The following is a 20,353-nucleotide window of genomic DNA, read 5'->3' on the forward strand; positions in this document are numbered from 1 at the left end:
CAGGAGATCGCGGGTTCGATTCCCGTCGGAACCGTTTGGCTCGGTAGCTCAGTTGGTAGAGCAATGGATTGAAGCTCCATGTGTCGGCAGTTCGATTCTGTCCCGCGCCATTATGCGGGTGTAGTTTAGTGGTAAAACCACAGCCTTCCAAGCTGTTGTCGCGAGTTCGATTCTCGTCACCCGCTTTTAGTTTTTATGGGCCTATAGCTCAGCTGGTTAGAGCGCACGCCTGATAAGCGTGAGGTCGATGGTTCGAGTCCATTTAGGCCCATTTATTTTATTGGCCCGTTGGTCAAGCGGTTAAGACACCGCCCTTTCACGGCGGTAACACGGGTTCGAATCCCGTACGGGTCATGGAAGATACTTGATGAGTATCTTTTTCTTTTTATCTGAAAGAATGATTTTAAAAGGCTTAGCAGAGTTATCTTTATAGATGATTGTGCTAAGCTTTTTTGGATAAATCTAATGTAAAATATTTATATTTTTTAAGCAAAAAAATGAAAAAATACGAGCAGAAAACTGTTTTATCTGCTATACTTGGTTCGTTGCAAGTTCCCGAAAGGATCCGTAGGACGGAGATGCCTTGTAACCGAATTTAACTAGGGGGAATCATTATAATGGTAGAAAGACACTTATTTACATCAGAATCTGTTTCTGAAGGACATCCAGATAAAATCGCTGACCAAATCAGTGATGCAATCTTGGATGCAATTTTAGAACAAGACCCAACAGCACGAGTAGCGTGTGAAACATCTGTAACAACTGGGCTTGTTTTAGTATTTGGAGAAATATCTACGACGGCATATGTAGATATCCAAAAAGTCGTACGGGAAACAATAAAAGAAATTGGTTATACACGTGCAAAATTCGGATTTGATGGAGATACAGCAGCTGTATTGGTTGCGATTGATGAACAATCTTCTGATATTGCTCAAGGAGTTGACGAAGCACTTGAGATCCGGGATGAAGATAAAAAAGACGTATTAGATGAAATTGGTGCTGGCGACCAAGGGTTAATGTTTGGTTTTGCTGTAGATGAAACACCGGAATTAATGCCTTTACCAATCGCTTTGAGTCATCGTCTGGTACGCCGCTTGGCAGATTTACGTAAATCAAATGAATTAACGTATTTACGTCCAGATGCAAAATCTCAAGTCACAGTTGAATATGATGATCAAGGACAACCTGAACGCGTAGATACAATCGTTATTTCAACACAGCATGATGATGCAGTAGATAATGAAACAATTCGTCATGATGTCATCGAAAAAGTAGTGAAGGAAGTTATTCCAGCTGAATTATTAGATGATCAAACAAAATATTATATCAATCCGACTGGCCGATTTGTCATTGGTGGTCCTCAAGGGGATGCCGGATTAACAGGAAGAAAGATCATTGTTGATACGTATGGCGGTTATGCTCGTCATGGTGGCGGTGCTTTTTCTGGTAAAGATGCGACAAAAGTTGACCGTTCTGCCAGCTATGCTGCACGTTATATTGCTAAAAACATCGTTGCAGCAGGGCTTGCTCGCAAAGCAGAAGTACAGCTAGCTTATGCGATTGGTGTTGCTCAACCTGTTTCGATCTCCATCAATACTTTCGGTACTGGAACGGTTCCGGAAGAAGAATTGATTGCTGCAGTGAGAGAAAACTTCGATCTTCGGCCAGCAGGAATCATCGAGATGCTTGATTTGCGTCGTCCGATTTACAAACAAACAGCTGCTTACGGTCATTTTGGTCGTACAGATGTGGATTTGCCTTGGGAACATACGGACAAAGTAGATGCATTGAAAGCAAGATTAGCAAAATAAGCTATATTCAGCTGGAACGATCGCCGAATGGTGGTTGTTCCAGCTTTTTTTATGGCAGTGCACCTCTTGAAAAAGATAGTGAGTATTTATCTATTTTTAGATCCTGTCATGATGAAAAAGGAGGAATAAGATGAAAAAAGAAACAAATGTTGCTTTAGTCACAGTGAGTGTTTTCATTGCAACGTTCATGACGGCTATTGAAGGAACAATCGTAACAACCGCTATGCCAACGATCGTCGGCTCATTACATGGAATGGAAATCATGAACTGGGTATTTTCGATTTATTTGCTGACAAACGCTATGCTTACTCCGATTTACGGAAAACTTGCGGATAAAGTGGGACGGAAACCAATTTTTATTTTTGGGACATTATTGTTTATTATCGGTTCGTTATTTTGCGGTTTATCTCAAAGCATGATTGGGTTGATTGCTGCTCGTGCGATTCAAGGGATGGGTGCTGGAGCAATGATGCCAGTAGCTTTGACGATCATCGGCGATCTTTATTCTATTGAGAAGCGAGCAAAAGTTTTAGGTTTGAATAGTTCAGCTTGGGGGATTGCCAGTGTTTTTGGACCGCTTGCGGGAGGATTCATCGTTGAAACGATCAGCTGGCACTGGATCTTTTTTATCAATGTGCCGATCGGAATTCTATTAATTATTTTTATTTGGCTATATTTAAATGAACCAAAAATCATACATGAGTCTAAACCAATGGATATTTTTGGTAGTTTTAGTTTGATGGCCATGCTTGTCTCATTGCTGTTAGGATTCCAATTATTAGGTGACGAAGGAATGAGTCCGCTTGTTTCTGCTTTGCTGCTAGGTAGTATCGTACTGTTAGGTATTTTTATTTTTGCTGAAAAAAGAGCTAAAGATCCTGTCATCATGATGCATTTATTCAAAAATCCACTATTTGTTGTGGTCAACTTGGCTGCAGCATTGGCTAGTGGTTTTTTGATGGGAATCGATGTTTATATTCCTATGTGGATGCAAGGTGTATTAGGACTGAATGCAGCAATTGGCGGGTTGGTATTAGCACCATTATCACTAGTCTGGATGGTCGGTTCTTTCCTTGCAAGCAAGTGGATGACTCAAATGAAAACTCATTGGGTCTTGAGAATTGGACTACTAATCGCAGCTATTGGGGGCGCTTGGTTGTATCTTATGCCTTTCAGAAGTAACTATTTATGGTTTTTTGCTATATCAACGGTCATCGGTATAGGCTTAGGTGTGACCATGACTACCTCGACTGTCAGTGCACAAAATAGTGTATCTCGTGATCAGCTTGGTGTAGCAACTTCTTTTAATACGTTAGTTCGAACAATTGGTCAAACAGTCATGGTTTCTATTTTTGGTTTATTGTTAAATGGGGTAACTAAACGAGAACTTGCAGCAGCAAATTTAACAAATGATACAGATATCATGAACAAACTGGTGAATCCACAAACGGCTAAATATATCGATGCGGATATTCTATTGCCATTAAGAAAAATTCTTTATGATGGGTTACATTCCGTTTATCTAGTTGGCTTGTTACTCGTGATCATTGCTTTGGTATTAACGCTTTTCGTTCATGAAAAAAGTGGTAAAATAAAACAGTAGTTTCGGTCGAGACATGTACTTTGCCGAATCATTCAAATTTAAAGTTATTCAAAAATAACTTCTTACTAAGGAAGGCGAAAATATGGCATTTATTCAAGCAAATATTTATTCGAATGTATTAGAAATGGAAGTCAATCTAAATGTGATACTTCCACAAACAACTAAAAAGGTGATTGGCACCAGTTCAGAGCAAGCGACAACGGACATACCTGTTTTATATTTACTTCATGGGATGGGTGGCAATCATAGTGTATGGGAAAGACGTACGTCGATTGAACGTTATGTAGCAGACTACGGATTAGCTGTCATCATGCCATCTACTGATCTTGGCTGGTACACAGATACGGTTTATGATATGAAATATTGGACGTTCATTGCAGAAGAGCTACCTGAGATTTGTCATGAACTATTCCCACAATTAACAAGAAAAAGGGAAAAAACATATGCCGCTGGATTATCGATGGGCGGATATGGCGCATTAAAACTAGGCCTTGCAAAATCAGAAAATTTCGCAGCAGTAATCTCTCTTTCAGGCGCTGTTTCTGTAGGAAACCGAATGGATGATCTTTTGATGGTTCGTAAAGCAGCCTTTTGGGAAGGAATCTTTGGACCATTGGATCAAATCGAAGGTTCAAAGAATGATCCACAATATTTATTGAAAGAATTAGTAAAAAGCGGAAAACCAGTCCCAAGGTTTTATATGGCTTGTGGGGAATCTGATTTTCTTTATCAAGCAAATCAGGAAATGGTATCTGCTATGCAGGAACAAGGCTTAGCGGTCACCTTTGAACAAGGACCGGGCGATCATAATTGGATCTTCTGGGATCAATGGATCCAACGTGCATTGGTGTGGCTGATGGAAGAAAAGTAAAAAAGAGACTTAAAAAGATAGCTCCTATAGAGATCACTTTGTTGGTGACCTTTATAGGAGCTTTTTTTATCAATTGTTTTCTCTTCTTTTATTTTGTTGGCATAAACCTTCAATATAGGTTTGTGCACTCGTTAGAAAGAGTGCTTTTTCATTCAATTCTGCATGGGACTGCATACTTTCTTGAAATCCCTCTAATTGATTTTCAACTACATAATTACGCATAAATAGAACTGTTTCTTTCAAAAATTCATTTCCGTCCATAATCTTTTGCCGAAGCTGTTGTTCATGCTGCTGATCCATTAGCTGTCCAATCAATAAATTGTGGAGAGAGGCAACGGCCTGATGACTTTGGGTGACTGAAAATCCTTCACGAACAAGTAGTTGGATCATTTGTTCCAAATGTTCTAATCGACTCGGAAAAGCGGGCACAGTATTAATTTCTAATTCTGCCCCACAAGGAAAACGTGTGTAAAGGTCATAGTAATTTTCCATATACTGCAACAATTGTTCATTCCAGGGCAAAGTTGGATCTGGAAGCGCTAATTCTTCTTCCATTGTTTCAGCCATTTTCTGCAAAAGCTGTTGTTTATTTTTGAAATACCAATATAAAGCAGGTGCTTGAACGTGAATTCTGTTTGCGATGTTTCGCATGGAAAGCTGCGAAAGAGCTTGTGTTTCAGCCAGGATATCAAAGGCGGCCTGAATGATGATTGCTTGAGAAAGCTTTATTTCCATTTTATCAACCTCGTGTATTGCATTATCTTTTTAAACATGGTAAATTGTTAGTCGGTCTAATTTTACAGTGTTAAATTAGTCCTGTCAATTTAAACAAAGGGGTGTAATCAACGAATGAAATTAATCTTACGACATGCGAAAAAATATAAAGTAGCTGTTTTTATTTCCTTGCTGTCCGTAGCAGTCATGGTTGCAGCAGCATTATGGCAACCTAAATTACTACAGCAAGTATTGGAAGCTATTATTACAGAAGATAATGATGAAATGAAAACAATCGGTATTTATCTGATCAGTCTGGCTTTGCTAGGATTAGCTGCAGGTGTAACGAACACGATTTTCTCTGCGAAAGTAGCTCAGGGCGTAAGTGCAGATATCCGAGAAGAAGCTTTTCGAAAGATCCAGACATTTTCATTTGGGAATATCGAACAGTTCTCTGCTGGGAATCTTGTTGTTCGTCTAACAAATGATATCACGCAAATCCAAAATTTAGTGATGATTTCTTTGCAATCACTTTTTCGAATTCCATTCTTATTTATTGGTGCCTTCATTTTAGCTATGATCACGATGCCACAATTGTGGTGGATCATCGTAGCGCTTATCGTTACGGTATTTCTTATCACGGCACTTTCATTTACACGGATGGGTAAGCACTTCATGATCATTCAAAAACTGATTGATCGTGTAAATAGCATTGCAAAAGAAAACTTACTAGGGATTCGTGTAGTGAAATCATTTGTACAGGAAGAAAACCAATTGAAGACATTCAGCAAAGTAAGTGAGGACTTAACAAAACACAACATCATCGTCGGTACATTATTTTCTGTGATGATCCCGTCCTTCATGTTGGCTGCCAATTTAGCTGTGGTTGGGGCGATCTTCTTTGTGAGCGATCTTGTTAAAGATGATCCTACATTAATTGGTGGAATTGCTTCATTCATGAATTACTTGATGCAGATCATGATGGCGATCATTATCGGCGGAATGATGATGATGATGACTTCAAGAGCAGCCGTATCGCTGAAGCGGATTGCGGAAATTTTAGATGCTGAACCAGATCTTACTTATTTAGACGTTCCAGAACAAGAGCTGACGGGTTCTGTCACTTTTGACCATGTTTCTTTTCGTTATCCTGGTGAGGATACAGATACGCTTAAAGATATCAGCTTTTCTATCAAACCTGGAGAAATGGTCGGGATCGTCGGGGCGACTGGTGCCGGGAAATCCACACTAGCACAGCTGATTCCTCGTCTATTTGATCCAACAGAAGGAAAAGTAGAAGTAGGTGGTGTAGATCTTCGCCAAGTAAATGAAAAGAGTTTAAGAGAAACGGTGTCCTTTGTTTTGCAAAAAGCAATTTTATTCTCAGGAACGATTGCTCAAAACTTGCGCCAAGGAAAAAAGAATGCAACAGAAAAAGAGATGGAACATGCTTCTTCTATTGCTCAAGCAAAAGAATTCATCGAAAAGCTATCTGATCGTTACGAAGCACCAGTAGAAGAACGAAGCAGCAATTTTTCTGGTGGACAAAAGCAGCGACTATCCATTACTCGTGGTGTTATCGGTAATCCAAAGATCTTGATTTTAGATGATAGTACGAGTGCATTGGATGCTCGCTCTGAAAAACTGGTCCGAGAAGCACTTGATCGAGATTTGAAGGGAACAACGACGATCGTCATCGCACAAAAAATTGCTTCTGTTGTCAAAGCAGACCGCATCTTAGTATTGGATGAAGGTAGATTAGTCGGTGAAGGAACCCATGAGGAATTGGTAGCTGGAAACCGTGTCTATCAGGAAATCTTTGAAACTCAAAAAGGAACGGAGGAGTAAGTATGACTGATTTAATAAAAGCAAGTAAATTTTTCTATCACTATTTGAAGCGGTACAAACTCTCCTTTTTCTTTATCTTTATCACAGTAATTATTGCTACCTATCTACAAGTAAAAGCACCTCAGTATATCGGGGAAGCTTTCCAAGAATTAGCAAATTACGTAGGTGGCTTGATGCAAGGCGTAGATGATAAAAGCAAATTTGTTTCTGTAATATGGGAACTCTTGTTGTTTTATGTATTAGCTAGTGCAGCCAACTTTATCTATAGTATTTTGTTCACTCAAGTAGTAGGAAAGTCAACGAACCGAATGCGTATCGGTTTATTCAACAAATTGGAAAAATTGACGATTCGCTTCTTTGATTCTCATCAAGATGGTGAAATTTTAAGTCGTTTTACCAGTGACTTAGATAATATTCAAAATAGTTTGAACCAAGCATTGCTTCAAGTCATCACGAATGCTGTTTTACTTGTCGGAATCTTGATTATGATGTTTCGTCAAAATGTAGAATTAGCTTGGGCTACGATTGCTTCTACTCCAGTAGCTATTTTGATAGCTGTCTTGATTATTCGAAAAGCGCGAAAATATGTGGATCTTCAGCAAGATGAAGTGGGAAAACTGAATGGCTATATGGATGAAAAAATCAGCGGACAACGTGTCATCATCACAAATGGCTTACAAGAAGAAACGATTGAAGGATTCTTAGAACATAATCAAAGTGTTCGCGAAGCAACGTTCAAAGGACAAGCTTATTCTGGCCTACTATTTCCGATGATGCAAGGAATGTCACTAGTCAATACAGCAATCGTTATCTTTTTCGGCGGCTGGTTAGCATTGAATGGCGATTTGGAACGTTCGGTGGCGTTAGGCTTAGTTGTGACATTCGTCCAATATTCACAACAATACTACCAACCATTGATGCAGATTTCTTCTGGGTACAGCATGATCCAATTAGCAATCACAGGGGCAAGACGATTAAATGAAATGTTTGATGAAAAAGATGAAGTCAAACCAGAAAACGGTAAAGCATTTGATGGAGTAGAACAAGGACTTGCCTTGCAACACGTAGATTTTGGTTATTCTCCAGAAAAACTAGTCTTGAAAGATGTCTCAATCAATGTGGACAAAGGAGAAATGGTTGCTCTTGTTGGACCAACCGGATCTGGGAAAACGACGATCATGAATCTGCTGAATCGTTTTTACGATGTCAATGATGGGTCAGTAGTAATCGATGGAATAGATATCCGAGAGTATGATCTAGATGCATTACGTAGACATGTAGGAATCGTTTTGCAAGAATCCGTCTTGTTCTCTGGCACCATCAAAGACAATATCACATTCGGTAAACCAGATGCTTCAGACGAAGAAATCATCAATGCAGCAAAACAAGCGAACATTCACGACTTTATCATGACGTTAGAAAAAGGGTATGATACAGAGATATCCGAAGAAAACAATTTGTTCAGTACAGGACAAAAGCAGTTGATCAGTATTGCTCGAACGATCATCACAAATCCATCTTTATTGATTTTGGATGAAGCAACAAGTAATGTAGACACGGTAACAGAAGCAAGGATCCAAAAAGCAATGGATGAAGCAATCAAAGGAAGAACCAGTTTTGTGATTGCTCACCGGCTGAAAACGATCTTGAATGCAGATAGAATCGTTGTCTTGCGTGATGGGGAAGTCATTGAAGAAGGCAGTCATCACGAGCTATTAGCAGAAAATGGATTTTATGCGGAACTTTATCATAATCAATTTGTATTTGAATAAAGAGGTTGTGAAAAAGCTGTCCTGCATCAAGTAATAAGAACAGCCAATCAAAAACAGCTTCTCATGTTTTTGATTTGGTTGGACTTATTACCGCAGATGCAAGCTTTTGAGCACCGTGAATAAAGAGGTTGTGAAATCAACGCTCTAACCTGAGTGCTAGAGAAAAAAACGCAAAACATATCATTTATGTTTTGCGTTTTTTATTTATCTTTTTTTCTCAATACAATATAAAATAGGCGGCTGGTTCTTTTGGTTGATAAACCGATAATTCAGCACATTATATGTTTCCTGTGGCAGTTTGGAACAAAAAGAATCAACCATATCCAGTTCTTTTTCTCCGCCTTCATGACCATAGTAGACAACAAGGATCAATCGTCCGCGAGGCACAAGTCGTTTCAATATTTCTTCCATAGCTGTGCGTGTAGTCTCTGGCATAGTGATGATTGCTTTATCACTTTTTGGGAGATACCCTAGATTGAAGATCCCTGCTTTAAGATCTTGTTGTTCAGCTATTACTTCTCCTAACGTTTCGTGGCCTTGTAGAAACAATGAGACACGTTCTTCTAACTGATGCTGTTCTAGCTTTTCACGAGTAGCATCGATTGCTTGTTGCTGGATATCGAAACTATAGACATGACCAGTTTTTCCGATGTGTTCTGCTAGAAAAACCGTATCGTGGCCATTGCCCATCGTTGCATCTACGACGTGATCTCCTGGTTGCAAGATTTCTTGCAGTAATGTATGGCTGAAATACAAAGCAGTTTGCAACATCAGACACTCACCTTTTTCCGTACATCATATTTTCCTTGGAAGCTATCTCTGCGAAGAAGTTCTTCATCAATTGCATTCAAGACTTCCCATTTTTTCAAGCTCCACATTGGTCCAATCAAGGAATCCCACGGCGCATCCCCTGTCAAACGATGGATGATGATCTCTTTTGGTATCATTTCCAGCTGGTCGCAAATGACATTGACATAGTCAGGACGGCTCATTAATTGAAGTCGACCTTCATGATAGTCTCGCAACATTCTCGTTTTGCGCATCAGATGCATCAAATGGAGCTTGATTCCTTGGATATCGGAATCTAAAATAGTGCGTCTGACATTTTCTTTCATCATTTCTAAACTTTCGCCTGGTAATCCGTTGATCAAATGCGTACAAACACGGATATTATGTTTGCGTAATTTAGCCACGCCATCTAAATAAGTTTGATAATCATGTGCTCGGTTGATCAGTTTTGAAGTTTCTTCAAAAGTTGTTTGCAATCCAAGTTCTACCCATAAATACATCCGCTCGTTCAGTTCAGCAAGGTAATCAACTACTTCATCTGGCAGACAATCCGGTCGTGTACCGACTGATAATCCTACGACACCTGGTAAATTGACTACTTGCTCAAATCGTTCTTTGATTATTTCAACTGGCGCATGGGTGTTTGTAAAATTTTGGAAATAAACGATGTATTGTTGGACATGAGGCCATTTTTGATGCATCATGTCGATTTCTTTCTGGAATTGGATTGGAAGTGGATCTTCAGGTGCAACGATCATATCACCCGAACCAGATACACTGCAAAAAGTACAACCGCCATGGGCAACAGTCCCATCTCGATTCGGGCAGTCGAACCCTCCATCGATCGGCACCTTGAAAATTTTCCCGCCAAACTCATTTCGTAAAGCATAATTCCAAGAATGATATCTTTTATTTCCTTCTGAATAAGGAAAAGTCATTAAAAGTCCTTCTTTCTGTAAGAGTTACCTATTTGTTTTCTTTTTTCTCTATACACTGGATAAGTCAGGCACAGCCAAGAAAGACTGAGTAAGTAGCCGCCGATGATATCAGTAGGAAAATGAACACCCAGATAAATGCGGCTTATCCCGACACTTACTATAATAAACACCATCAGCAATTGAAGCAATGTACGTAAGGTTCTTTTTTGAACAAAAGCTGGCAGCAGAAATAGGAAAGAGCCGTAAAGAATCATACTGCCTGCTGCATGTCCACTAGGGAAACTGTAACTTGTTTCAACCACTAAGTGTGTCAATGAAGGGCGCTCTCGCATGAAAAATAGTTTGATCAACGGGTTGATGATTCCAGCAATTACAATAAATCCAGAAACGAACCAAACTGTTTCTGCCCTTTTTTTCTTATACCACATCCATAAAGCTGCACAAGCAAAGAAAATGATGACGGTAAGAGGATTACCGAATTTAGTCATAAAGAGTTGGTAGCTGTTCAGATCAGGATAAGAAGCTCTGACAATGTCTGTAAACCACTGATCGAAACCAGAAAGCCACGACAGATGAAACTTTACGATCCAGCCCAAAATAAAAAACAGGACAAGAAAGAAGCTGCCAGTCACTTGAAATGATGTTTTGTATTTCATACAATTCCTCCTTTGAAGCAATGACTTATTATAGCATTTTTGGTCCAGCGAAAAAAACGGTAAAGAGATAAAACCAATGTATAATCCCTCTTTGAATAACTAATATTCTTATGAAAAAAATAACTGTAATCGGAAAGACATTTTTTGGTAATACAAATGAAATGTTAGGGAAATAAAATCAGTGTTTTTCGAAATCCTTGTAAATAAGAACATAGACGTAGGAAGAACTTGAAAATGAACAGAAGTTGTTCATTACGGTAAATTACAATATGATTACAAAAAACAACAAAGCTCTTAAATAACTTTTAATAAATATTAAGAGAAGTTATAATTATTAATAATAGATAAATTGAAGTTGGAGGATAGAAGATGGAAAACATTGCAAGAAAAGAACGGAGACGTTTAGAACAGACCAAACGTTTTCGAAAAGCAAAACGAGGGGCAGCAATCGTGGGAACTGCGATGGTAGGCTGTTCTGTCGCTGCTCCATTAGTACAGCCGGTTCCTGTTCAAGCGGATGAAACACCTGTTCAGTTCGGCGCAAGAATCAATACAGCGGCATTTATCACAGAAATTGCTACTTATGCGCAGCCAATTGCTCAAGCCAACGATTTGTATGCATCAGTGATGATCGCACAAGCAGTTGTAGAAAGCGGTTGGGGCAGTAGTGCGTTATCGCAAGCACCTTATTATAATCTTTTTGGGATAAAAGGCAGCTATCAAGGACAAACTGTCTACATGGATACGCTTGAATTTTTAAATAATCAATGGGTAAATAAAAAGGAGCCTTTCCGACAATATCCTTCTTTTGCTGAATCGTTCAATGACAATGCCTATGTACTTAGAAATACTTCATTTGGCAACGGTTATTACTATGCCGGTACTTGGAAGAGCAACACGAGATCCTATACAGATGCGACAGCTTGTTTGACAGGTCGTTATGCGACTGACCCTGGTTATGCAAGCAAATTAAATAATATCATCACGACTTACGGATTGACCCAATATGATACACCAGCTAGTGGAAACGCGGGCGGTGGAGCTACTACAGGTGGGAATAATACTGGAAGTACAGGTAGTACTAGCGGTTCAAACAATTCTGGTAATACAAACTCAGGTTCAGCAACTTCGACCACTTATACTGTTCAATCTGGCGATTCTGTTTGGGGAATCTCCAATAAATTCGGTATTACAATGGATCAATTGATTCAATGGAACAATATCCAAAACAATTTCATTTATCCAGGACAAAAACTAACGATCAAGGGTAGCCAAGAAAATGGCTCTTCGACGAATAATTCTGGTAACAATACCAATTCTTCAGGAAATGCTGGTACATCAAACGGAGGACAAACAACTGGGGCGAAATACACTGTTCAATCTGGCGATTCTGTTTGGAAGATCTCAAACGATCACGGAATTACGATGGCTCAATTGATTGAATGGAACAATATCAAGAATAATTTTGTTTATCCAGGACAACAGCTGATCGTATCAAATGGCGGTTCCTCTAATACTGGAGCAAATACTGGCAACACAAGTGGTTCAAATTCGTCTAATTCAAGTTCTTCTAATACGGCTTCAGGAACGAAATACACAGTGAAAGCCGGAGACTCTGTTTGGAGTGTCTCCAACAAATATGGAATTACGATGGCTCAACTGATCCAATGGAACAACATCCAAAATAACTTTATTTATCCAGGACAACAACTGACTGTTTCAAACAGTGGGTCAACAAACAGCGCATCAAGTAATACAGGTTCGTCAGCCAATACAAATAACAGCAGCTCAGCTAATACTGGCAGCAGTTCGTCTCAAGGCACTTATACAGTCAAGGCGGGTGAATCTGTTTGGAGCGTAGCGAATAAAAACGGCATCACGATGAATCAGCTGATCGAATGGAATAATATCAAAAACAACTTTATTTACCCAGGACAGCAATTGATCGTTAAAGGCGGCAATTCAGTAAATACCCATACAGGTTCAACTACTTCGGCAGCGAAACCAAATACACCGAATACGTCTGCTACAACAAGTACATCATCCTCTGGTAATACGATGTATACCGTGAAAGCAGGCGAGTCAGTTTGGAGCGTAGCGAACAAACATCATATCACGATGGATCAGTTGATCGAATGGAATAATATCAAAAATAATTTCATCTATCCTGGACAACAAGTGATCGTGAAGAAAGGTTCGTCTCAAACAACAAACCAACAAGCACCTGCAGGTTCGAAAACCTATACTGTGAAATCTGGAGAATCTGTTTGGGGTGTTGCTGACAGCCATGGTATTACAATGGCTCAACTAATCGAATGGAACAATATCAAAAACAACTTTATTTATCCAGGTCAAACATTGATTGTAGCTAAATAAAATAGCTGTTCAAAGAAATAACGATTGAATTCCACAAAAATATTTGTTACTATAAGGCTACTTAAATATGACAACACTTGAAAAGGAAGTAGTAAAAAGACTGAAGTTTCAGAGAGCACATGGTTGGTGAGAATGTGCACGGATGCTTTTGAACTCGCCTTTGAGTTGCCCTTGCTGAATATTCGAGTAAGCAAGTGGCGGTGACGGCCGTTACAACGTTCGAGGCCTTTTCATTAAGGTAAAAATAGGTGGTACCGCGTAGATTACGTCCTATAAAAAGAGCAATCTTTTTATAGGATTTTTTTATTTCTTTTGTGAAGTTTGAGAAAACAAAGTAAAAGAAAACAAAAAGAAACAGATTCTGCCGGTTTTTTTCGCTATAATAGAAACAAGCGTTTTTAATAGAACAGGAGGACAGAAAATGAGTTACAATCATAAAGAAATAGAGAAAAAATGGCAAAAATACTGGGCAAAAACGAATACCTTCAACACCCATGATGATCCTGAAAAACCAAAATTTTATGCACTAGATATGTTTCCCTATCCATCCGGACAAGGGCTCCATGTAGGGCATCCTGAAGGGTATACGGCAACGGATATCCTTTCCCGTGTGAAAAGAAGTCAAGGATACAACGTACTGCATCCAATGGGGTGGGATGCATTCGGTCTACCTGCTGAGCAATATGCGTTAGATACAGGAAACGATCCGGCTGAATTTACCCAAAAAAATATCGAAACATTCCGACGCCAAATCAATTCTTTAGGATTTAGTTATGACTGGAATCGCGAAGTGAATACAACTGATCCAGAGTATTACAAATGGACACAATGGATCTTTACGAAGCTTTATGAAAAAGGCCTGGCTTATGAAGCAGAAGTAGCGGTAAACTGGGTACCTGAATTAGGAACAGTTATTTCAAATGAAGAAGTGATCGATGGAAAAAGTGAACGTGGTGGCTATGACGTAGTCAGAAAACCAATGCGCCAATGGATGCTGAAAATCACTGCTTATGCCGATCGCTTATTGGATGATCTAGAACTAGTTGACTGGCCAGAAAGCATCAAGGAAATGCAAAGAAATTGGATCGGGCGTTCAGTGGGAGCAAATATTGAATTTAAAGTGGCTGGTACGGATAAATCCTATACCGTGTTTACGACACGACCAGATACTTTATTCGGTGCAACTTACTCGGTTCTTGCACCTGAACTAGATCTTGTTAGAGAAATTACGACTCCTGAACAAAAAGCTGCTGTAGAAGCTTATATCGAAGAGACAGCGAAAAAATCAGATCTGAAGAGAACAGATCTTGCAAAAGAAAAAACAGGAGTATTTACTGGTGCTTACGCAATCAATCCAGTCAATGGCAAAGAAATCCCAATCTGGATCGCTGATTATGTATTAGCTTCTTACGGCACAGGAGCAATCATGGCTGTTCCAGCACATGATGAACGTGACTTTGAATTCGCTCAAACTTTCGGACTAGAGATTCTTCCAGTTATCGAAGGTGGAGATGTTCAAAAAGCTGCTTACACAGAAGATGGTATACACATCAACTCTGAATTTTTAGACGATATGAACAAACAAGAAGCAATCGACAAAATGAATGAATGGCTAGAAGAAAATGGCGTAGGGAAAAAAGAAGTCAGCTATCGCTTACGTGACTGGCTATTCTCCCGTCAACGTTACTGGGGTGAACCAATCCCAATCATCCACTGGGAAGACGGAACAGTCACAGCTGTCCCAGAAGAAGAGCTACCATTACGTTTGCCTAAGACAAAAAATATCAAGCCAAGCGGTACTGGAGAATCTCCATTAGCAAATATTGAGGAGTGGGTCAATGTCGTTGATCCTGTAACAGGTAAAAAAGGCCGTCGCGAAACGAATACAATGCCACAATGGGCAGGAAGCTCATGGTATTACCTGCGTTATATCGACCCTCATAACAAAAAAGAACTAGCAGATTATGAAAAGTTGAAGCGCTGGCTACCAGTTGACATCTACATTGGTGGAGCAGAACATGCGGTACTTCATTTACTATATGCACGATTCTGGCATAAATTCTTATACGATATCGGTGTTGTTCCTACAAAAGAACCATTCCAAAAACTGTACAATCAAGGAATGATCTTAGGCGAAAACAACGAAAAAATGTCAAAATCTCGCGGTAATGTAGTCAATCCTGATGATGTGGTTGAAACTTACGGTGCAGATACACTGCGCATGTACGAAATGTTCATGGGACCATTAGACGCTTCGATTGCTTGGAGCGAAAATGGCTTAGAAGGAAGCCGTAAATTCTTGGATCGTGTATGGCGTTTGATCGTTGATGAAAACAATAAAATGCGTGATCGTATCACTACATTGAATGACGGCAAACTTGATAAAGTGTACCATCAAACAGTGAAAAAAGTGACAGAAGACTATGAAAATCTTCATTTCAATACAGCAATCTCCCAATTGATGGTCTTTATCAATGAAGCCTATAAAGTGGACGCTCTGCCTTATGAATATATCGAAGGATTTGTTCAACTACTCGCACCGATTGCTCCTCACATGGGTGAAGAACTATGGGCAATCCTTGGAAATGATGGTGGTATTTCTTACGCACCATGGCCAACATACGACGAAGCAGCACTTGTGGAAGACGAAGTAGAAGTTGTTTTCCAAGTAAACGGTAAAGTTCGTGCGAAAAGCAATGTTCCCCGAGACTTAGGGAAAGATGAGCTAGAAAAAGTAGCATTAGCCAATGAAACAGTGCAAGAATATATCGAAGGCAAAACAGTCAGAAAAATTATTGTGGTACCAAACAAGTTAGTCAATATCGTTGCTAATTAAATAACCTGATAAAAGCAGTTGGCAGAATCTCTGTCAGCTGTTTTTTTGTAAAAAAACATGAATAGGGAAAATAGTTGACAAGAAAATAACAACGTCATATGATGTTCCATAGTATTTACAACCTGTCATAGTTGACTGTGAAAAATATAGAAATAAAAGTAAAAGAAAGGACGACAACAGGTGGGTTTTTATCAGTCTCTGCAACTAGATCCGTTTATTTTAAAACAAAAAATACGAGAAGCAACTTCTAGAAAAGAAAAGCGCATGTATATTTGTTCATTGTTTTTACGATCATTATTTATCGTATTATTTGCCATTTGTTTTATTATTTTCATTACAACATTGTTTGAATCGACGCATAAACCATACGCTGTGGTTTTATTCTGTATGTTGATGAGTATTCGTTTTGTTGATTTTGGTTATAAGATTTCTCATTCGATCATTAGTTTAGCCATCGTTATGCTCTCACTATTAACAGCGCCTTATGTCCAACTGATCAAATGGTCAGGTATGGGCGTGTTGATTCATTTTATTTTACTAAGTAGCATATTACTGGCAACTGCTAGTGACCCTAAAATGGGAAATGCTTCTTTGTACGGTTTTTCTTATCTTTTTATTGTTTATTCGTTACCTAAAGATTTGTTGAACAAGGATTTCTTTACACAAACAGGTAGCTTATTGTTTTTATTTTTTTGTTGGTTTTCAGTTATCCTTTATAGAAAACATCGAGAAAAGAACAGAGGCAAAAGCTTATTCAGAAAGAATTTTTTGAAAGATATTTATTCGCAACAAAAAATTTGGATGCTCAGCTATGCGTTTGGTATCAGTCTTTTGATTGTCGCAGGAGAATATGTCCCTTTTCAACGATTGATGTGGGCAGGGTTTGCATTTTCTTCTATTGTATCTAGCTATGGATTGATGTCGATTGGTTTTAAAGAACGAGCAGTAGACAGAATTATCGGCTCATTGATCGGATGTGCTTTATTTATTGGTATCAGCCAATTTATTCCGTTTGTGTGGGTCGGTATATTGGGTGGACTAGCTTTAGGTATTTGTTCTACCTATAGATATAAAACAATTTTTAATTGCTTTGGTGCTTTGACAATCGCTGCAAGCTTATTTGGTGTTCCAGGAGCAGTAACGATCCGCATTTTTGAGAATATACTTGGGGTATGTTTAGGAATCATGTATATTGGGGTGACTGAGATACTTATCCGCAAAATAAGAGAAAAACACGGTTTGAATCATTAGATGAGATCGAATAAAAAAATAAGGAAAAAGTGAAGATACACATGGATGAAAAATTGCTATCACTCCATGTGTATCTTTTTTACGGTAAATCAGTGAAATGCTCTACGTTCATTATTCAAGAGATGATACACATTTTTTCCGTAATGCTACGGAAATATATATTTTGAATAGAAAACGCTTACAAGTTATGCTTGGTTTATAAAAATAAAAGGAGTGATTGATTTATGAAAAAAGCATTGATTATTTGTGCAGCAGGAATGTCATCATCGATGATGGCCTCAAAGACAACGGATTTCTTTAAGCAAAAAGGAGAAGAGATACTCGTAGATGCAGTTTCAGCTACAGAAGGCGATAATATGATTAAGAATAGTGATTTTGATTTATTTCTGATCAGCCCGCAAACGACGATGTTTTTGGATAAATTCAAAAAATTAGGAGAATCTGTTGGAAAGCCTGTTGTTAGTATCCCTTTCCAAGCGTATGTCCCAATCCCTACAGGCATCCAGAAGTTAGCAGAGGTGATCGAAGAGAACATATGATGGAATAGGAGTGGATGATAATGAAACAGAAGGAAAAATTGCTGTTGAGATATTTGATTGATCACAGGAAGGAGTATGTCACCAGTCAACGTTTAGCTTCTGAATTGTTATTATCTGATCGGACAATCCGTAATTACTTGCAGCGGATCAAAGAGTTAGTAGAAGAAAACGGAGGTAAGATCATTGCTAAACCAGGTTATGGTTACCAACTGCATATTTTACAAAGACTGACATTTGATCTGTTTTTGAGTCGGCAAGAAATAGTACCGGGATATGCTAGAGAGCCTCAAGGATTTTATGAGTCGGAAGACCGACAAAAGTATATATTGAACCAACTGCTTTTGGAAGATGCCATTCTTTTTATGGATGATTTGGCAGAAGAGCTTTATATCAGTCGTTCTAGTTTGACAAAGGACATGCAAGAAATCAAAGAGCGGTTGATTTCTTATTCACTAAAAATTGTTTCTAAGCATGGTCAAGGGATATGGATCGAAGGGGAAGAAAGAAATCGACGGCATTTTATCATGGATACTTTTTTCGGGAACCATTATGGGAATTCATTGAAAGAATATTTAGGACAAAGTCGCTTTTTCACAGACATCAGTTTTGAAGAGCTAGTAATCATCATTCTCGATGAAACAAGAGAAGCTAAGTTAAAAGTTTCTGATTTTATCATACAGAATTTGTCCTTACACTTGGCTTTGGGAATCAAACGTCTACGAGAAGGGTTTGAAATCAAGGAACTAGGTATCGAACAAGAAGTTTCTGATCGAGTAGAGTATCAAGTGGCGCAACGCATTGTTCAACGTATTGAGGTAATCGCAGATGTATCGTTTCCCCAAGAAGAAATTGCTTATTTGACTTTACACCTTATGGCTAAGTCAAATCATAGAGAAAATAAAAATGATCAGGAACTATCAAGGGAAGTAGCGAAAGTTTTGAAACGATTGTCTCAGGAATTTCGTTTTTCATTAATAGAGGATCACCAGCTTTTCAATGGTCTACTCGATCATTTGTCACCAATGATGATTCGATTGAGCCGAGGCATTCGCATTGAGAACCCTCTGACTGAAGAGATAAAGGAAGAAAATCCCAAAGTTTTTGAAGCAGTAAAAACGCATTTCAGCAACATGCCGGCTTTGAAAAACTATACCATCAATGAAGATGAATGGGCCTATTTGGCTTTGCATCTCATGGCGGCATTGGAAAAAGAAAGAGCTACGCATAAATTGCATGCGTTAATCATCTGCGCAACAGGTTATGGCAGTGCCCAATTATTAAAGAATCGTGTAGTCAGTGAATTTGGAAAAAATATTACAGTGGTAAATGTAAAAGGCTATTATGAGATCAATGAAACAACTTTAAAAGGAATCGACTTGATTATTTCTTCTATTGATCTTTCGACAATGTTTTTTAAAATTCCAGTTTTACATGTCAGTATTTTTTTGAATGAAGATGATGTTCATAAAATAAGAAAGGTAATTGGTGAATCTATACCTTATCATTCCTCAGATCAACCGATACCAGTATTTTCTCTACAGCAAAAAAAACAGATTTACACCGGACAGCTGTCTGAAAAGTTTTTCAAGACTTATACGTACGAACCGAAAAAAGAAGAAGTTCTTCATGATTTGTTGCAAAAGCTGAGCATAAATGAAGAAGAAGGATATATAAGAGAAATGCGAAAGCAGATCCAGCAACGTGAAAGTATGGGACAAATCATATTCAGTGATACAGTGGCAGTCCCACATCCCGCTGTTCCAGTTGGAATCGAAACAAAGATAGCCGTTGCTTTGATTCCTTCAGGGATGCAATGGAATCAGTATCAAGGAATCCATTTTGTTTTTCTAGTTTCGCCTTCTTATATCGAAAATGAAGGAATTACGGTCGTGACCAAAGCAATCGTTAGGTTAGTTGACCAGCTAAACGTGCAACAGGAAATCTTAGCTGAACCTATTTTTGAGAATTTCAGCAGTAAATTTATCAAACTGATCGAATAAGGAGGAAAACAGATGGCTGAAAAAATAAACAGTGAAACGCTACAAGTGACGTCTTTTGATATCATTTTTCATAGCGGAAATGCACGAACACTGATACATGAAGCATTTCGCTCGATGCGTAAGGAGATGTTTGAAGAAGTAGAAGAGAAGTTGCGACAAGCAAATGAAGAGATTCTTCATGCGCATCAATCACAAACTCAACTTCTGAAAGAATATGCTAGTGGGACAAAAATAGAAATGGAAATTATCATGGTCCATGCACAAGATCATCTGATGACGACGATGACATTATTGGAAGTTGCACAGGAAATGAATTATTTGTATCAAAAAAATAAATAGAAAGGAAGAT

At 38.7% G+C, this 20,353-nt stretch carries 15 protein-coding genes, 4 tRNA genes, 1 riboswitch and 1 other annotated feature; of the genes, 15 read left to right on the forward strand and 4 right to left on the reverse strand.

Annotation, left to right across the window (positions count from 1 at the left end; translation table 11 throughout):
* Positions 1–37: 37 nt before the first annotated feature.
* From HMPREF2961_RS07730 to HMPREF2961_RS07760, 7 genes are all read left to right on the forward strand, one after another.
* Positions 38–110 (forward strand) — tRNA-Phe (locus HMPREF2961_RS07730).
* A 4-nt stretch (positions 111–114) separates the two neighbouring features.
* Positions 115–185 (forward strand) — tRNA-Gly (locus HMPREF2961_RS07735).
* Positions 186–197: 12 nt separating this feature from the next.
* A tRNA-Ile gene (locus tag HMPREF2961_RS07740) sits at positions 198–271 on the forward strand.
* 11 nt (positions 272–282) lie between these two features.
* Positions 283–354: transfer RNA gene (locus tag HMPREF2961_RS07745), tRNA-Glu, on the forward strand.
* A gap of 186 nt (positions 355–540) precedes the next feature.
* A riboswitch (SMK box riboswitch) is annotated at positions 541–620 on the forward strand.
* Complete coding sequence (metK, locus tag HMPREF2961_RS07750; protein WP_070704469.1) at positions 618–1,811, forward strand: methionine adenosyltransferase; 1,194 nt, start codon at positions 618–620, stop codon at positions 1,809–1,811. (Overlaps the previous riboswitch by 3 nt.)
* A gap of 130 nt (positions 1,812–1,941) precedes the next feature.
* Complete coding sequence (locus tag HMPREF2961_RS07755) at positions 1,942–3,414, forward strand: MDR family MFS transporter (RefSeq protein ID WP_002316095.1); 1,473 nt, start codon at positions 1,942–1,944, stop codon at positions 3,412–3,414.
* An 82-nt stretch (positions 3,415–3,496) separates the two neighbouring features.
* A complete protein-coding gene (locus HMPREF2961_RS07760) occupies positions 3,497–4,285 on the forward strand; it encodes an alpha/beta hydrolase (protein ID WP_002316096.1) in 789 nt (262 codons plus the stop codon).
* 69 nt (positions 4,286–4,354) lie between these two features.
* On the opposite strand, the gene HMPREF2961_RS07765 is transcribed toward HMPREF2961_RS07760, so the two are convergent.
* Positions 4,355–5,020 (reverse strand): TetR family transcriptional regulator, encoded by a 666-nt coding sequence (locus tag HMPREF2961_RS07765; protein ID WP_070704472.1) that lies wholly within the window; start codon positions 5,018–5,020, stop codon positions 4,355–4,357.
* A gap of 114 nt (positions 5,021–5,134) precedes the next feature.
* Between HMPREF2961_RS07765 and HMPREF2961_RS07770 the strand changes: the two genes are divergently transcribed.
* Both HMPREF2961_RS07770 and HMPREF2961_RS07775 read left to right on the forward strand, forming a co-directional pair.
* The gene (locus tag HMPREF2961_RS07770; protein ID WP_002316098.1) at positions 5,135–6,847 is read left to right on the forward strand and encodes an ABC transporter ATP-binding protein; all 1,713 of its coding nucleotides are present in this window, start codon (positions 5,135–5,137) and stop codon (positions 6,845–6,847) included.
* A 2-nt stretch (positions 6,848–6,849) separates the two neighbouring features.
* Entirely contained in the window at positions 6,850–8,619 is a 1,770-nt protein-coding gene (locus tag HMPREF2961_RS07775; protein ID WP_070704475.1) for an ABC transporter ATP-binding protein, read from the forward strand.
* Positions 8,620–8,823: 204 nt separating this feature from the next.
* Here HMPREF2961_RS07775 and HMPREF2961_RS07780 read toward each other — a convergent pair whose 3' ends face one another.
* From HMPREF2961_RS07780 to HMPREF2961_RS07790, 3 genes are read right to left on the reverse strand one after another with little or no spacing between them, the layout of a single operon-like run.
* Entirely contained in the window at positions 8,824–9,390 is a 567-nt protein-coding gene (locus tag HMPREF2961_RS07780; protein ID WP_002292250.1) for a tRNA 5-(aminomethyl)-2-thiouridylate-methyltransferase MnmM, read from the reverse strand.
* Positions 9,390–10,346, reverse strand: coding sequence for a tRNA modification radical SAM protein MnmL/YtqA (locus tag HMPREF2961_RS07785; protein WP_002285909.1), 957 nt, complete (start codon positions 10,344–10,346; stop codon positions 9,390–9,392). The genes HMPREF2961_RS07780 and HMPREF2961_RS07785 overlap by 1 nt, the downstream gene beginning before the upstream one ends.
* Positions 10,346–11,002, reverse strand: a complete 657-nt coding sequence (locus tag HMPREF2961_RS07790) for a phosphatase PAP2 family protein (protein WP_002316101.1) — start codon at positions 11,000–11,002, stop codon at positions 10,346–10,348. The genes HMPREF2961_RS07785 and HMPREF2961_RS07790 overlap by 1 nt, the downstream gene beginning before the upstream one ends.
* Positions 11,003–11,371: 369 nt before the next feature.
* Here HMPREF2961_RS07790 and HMPREF2961_RS07795 point away from each other — a divergent pair, with 369 nt between their 5' ends.
* From HMPREF2961_RS07795 to HMPREF2961_RS07820, 6 genes are all read left to right on the forward strand, one after another.
* Positions 11,372–13,378, forward strand: a complete 2,007-nt coding sequence (locus tag HMPREF2961_RS07795) for a LysM peptidoglycan-binding domain-containing protein (protein ID WP_070704478.1) — start codon at positions 11,372–11,374, stop codon at positions 13,376–13,378.
* Between the two features lie 69 nt (positions 13,379–13,447).
* Positions 13,448–13,654: a binding site (T-box leader), on the forward strand.
* 145 nt (positions 13,655–13,799) lie between these two features.
* A complete protein-coding gene (gene leuS, locus HMPREF2961_RS07800; RefSeq protein ID WP_002316103.1) occupies positions 13,800–16,214 on the forward strand; it encodes a leucine--tRNA ligase in 2,415 nt (804 codons plus the stop codon).
* Between the two features lie 180 nt (positions 16,215–16,394).
* Positions 16,395–17,465, forward strand: coding sequence for an FUSC family protein (locus tag HMPREF2961_RS07805; protein WP_002316104.1), 1,071 nt, complete (start codon positions 16,395–16,397; stop codon positions 17,463–17,465).
* A 224-nt stretch (positions 17,466–17,689) separates the two neighbouring features.
* Positions 17,690–18,004, forward strand: coding sequence for a PTS cellobiose transporter subunit IIB (locus tag HMPREF2961_RS07810; protein ID WP_002292257.1), 315 nt, complete (start codon positions 17,690–17,692; stop codon positions 18,002–18,004).
* A 20-nt stretch (positions 18,005–18,024) separates the two neighbouring features.
* Positions 18,025–20,004, forward strand: a complete 1,980-nt coding sequence (locus HMPREF2961_RS07815) for a BglG family transcription antiterminator (RefSeq protein ID WP_025477393.1) — start codon at positions 18,025–18,027, stop codon at positions 20,002–20,004.
* Positions 20,005–20,016: 12 nt separating this feature from the next.
* Positions 20,017–20,343, forward strand: a complete 327-nt coding sequence (locus HMPREF2961_RS07820) for a PTS cellobiose transporter subunit IIA (RefSeq protein WP_002285954.1) — start codon at positions 20,017–20,019, stop codon at positions 20,341–20,343.
* The last annotated feature ends 10 nt before the right edge of the window (positions 20,344–20,353 follow it).

Source organism: Enterococcus sp. HMSC076E04 (assembly GCF_001814285.1).
GTDB classification, from domain to species: Bacteria; Bacillota; Bacilli; order Lactobacillales; family Enterococcaceae; genus Enterococcus_B; species Enterococcus_B lactis.

What these genes read in the sequence shown, in the direction of transcription:
- HMPREF2961_RS07760 (WP_002316096.1), top strand. Translation starts at nt 3,497, where the DNA reads ATGGCATTTATTCAAGCAAATATTTATTCGAATGTATTAGAAATGGAA.
- HMPREF2961_RS07820 (WP_002285954.1), top strand. Translation starts at nt 20,017, where the DNA reads ATGGCTGAAAAAATAAACAGTGAAACGCTACAAGTGACGTCTTTTGAT.
- HMPREF2961_RS07815 (WP_025477393.1), top strand. Translation starts at nt 18,025, where the DNA reads ATGAAACAGAAGGAAAAATTGCTGTTGAGATATTTGATTGATCACAGG.
- leuS (WP_002316103.1), top strand. Translation starts at nt 13,800, where the DNA reads ATGAGTTACAATCATAAAGAAATAGAGAAAAAATGGCAAAAATACTGG.
- HMPREF2961_RS07775 (WP_070704475.1), top strand. Translation starts at nt 6,850, where the DNA reads ATGACTGATTTAATAAAAGCAAGTAAATTTTTCTATCACTATTTGAAG.
- HMPREF2961_RS07785 (WP_002285909.1), bottom strand. Translation starts at nt 10,346, where the DNA reads ATGACTTTTCCTTATTCAGAAGGAAATAAAAGATATCATTCTTGGAAT.
- HMPREF2961_RS07810 (WP_002292257.1), top strand. Translation starts at nt 17,690, where the DNA reads ATGAAAAAAGCATTGATTATTTGTGCAGCAGGAATGTCATCATCGATG.
- HMPREF2961_RS07790 (WP_002316101.1), bottom strand. Translation starts at nt 11,002, where the DNA reads ATGAAATACAAAACATCATTTCAAGTGACTGGCAGCTTCTTTCTTGTC.
- metK (WP_070704469.1), top strand. Translation starts at nt 618, where the DNA reads ATGGTAGAAAGACACTTATTTACATCAGAATCTGTTTCTGAAGGACAT.
- HMPREF2961_RS07780 (WP_002292250.1), bottom strand. Translation starts at nt 9,390, where the DNA reads ATGTTGCAAACTGCTTTGTATTTCAGCCATACATTACTGCAAGAAATC.
- HMPREF2961_RS07765 (WP_070704472.1), bottom strand. Translation starts at nt 5,020, where the DNA reads ATGGAAATAAAGCTTTCTCAAGCAATCATCATTCAGGCCGCCTTTGAT.
- HMPREF2961_RS07770 (WP_002316098.1), top strand. Translation starts at nt 5,135, where the DNA reads ATGAAATTAATCTTACGACATGCGAAAAAATATAAAGTAGCTGTTTTT.
- HMPREF2961_RS07755 (WP_002316095.1), top strand. Translation starts at nt 1,942, where the DNA reads ATGAAAAAAGAAACAAATGTTGCTTTAGTCACAGTGAGTGTTTTCATT.
- HMPREF2961_RS07795 (WP_070704478.1), top strand. Translation starts at nt 11,372, where the DNA reads ATGGAAAACATTGCAAGAAAAGAACGGAGACGTTTAGAACAGACCAAA.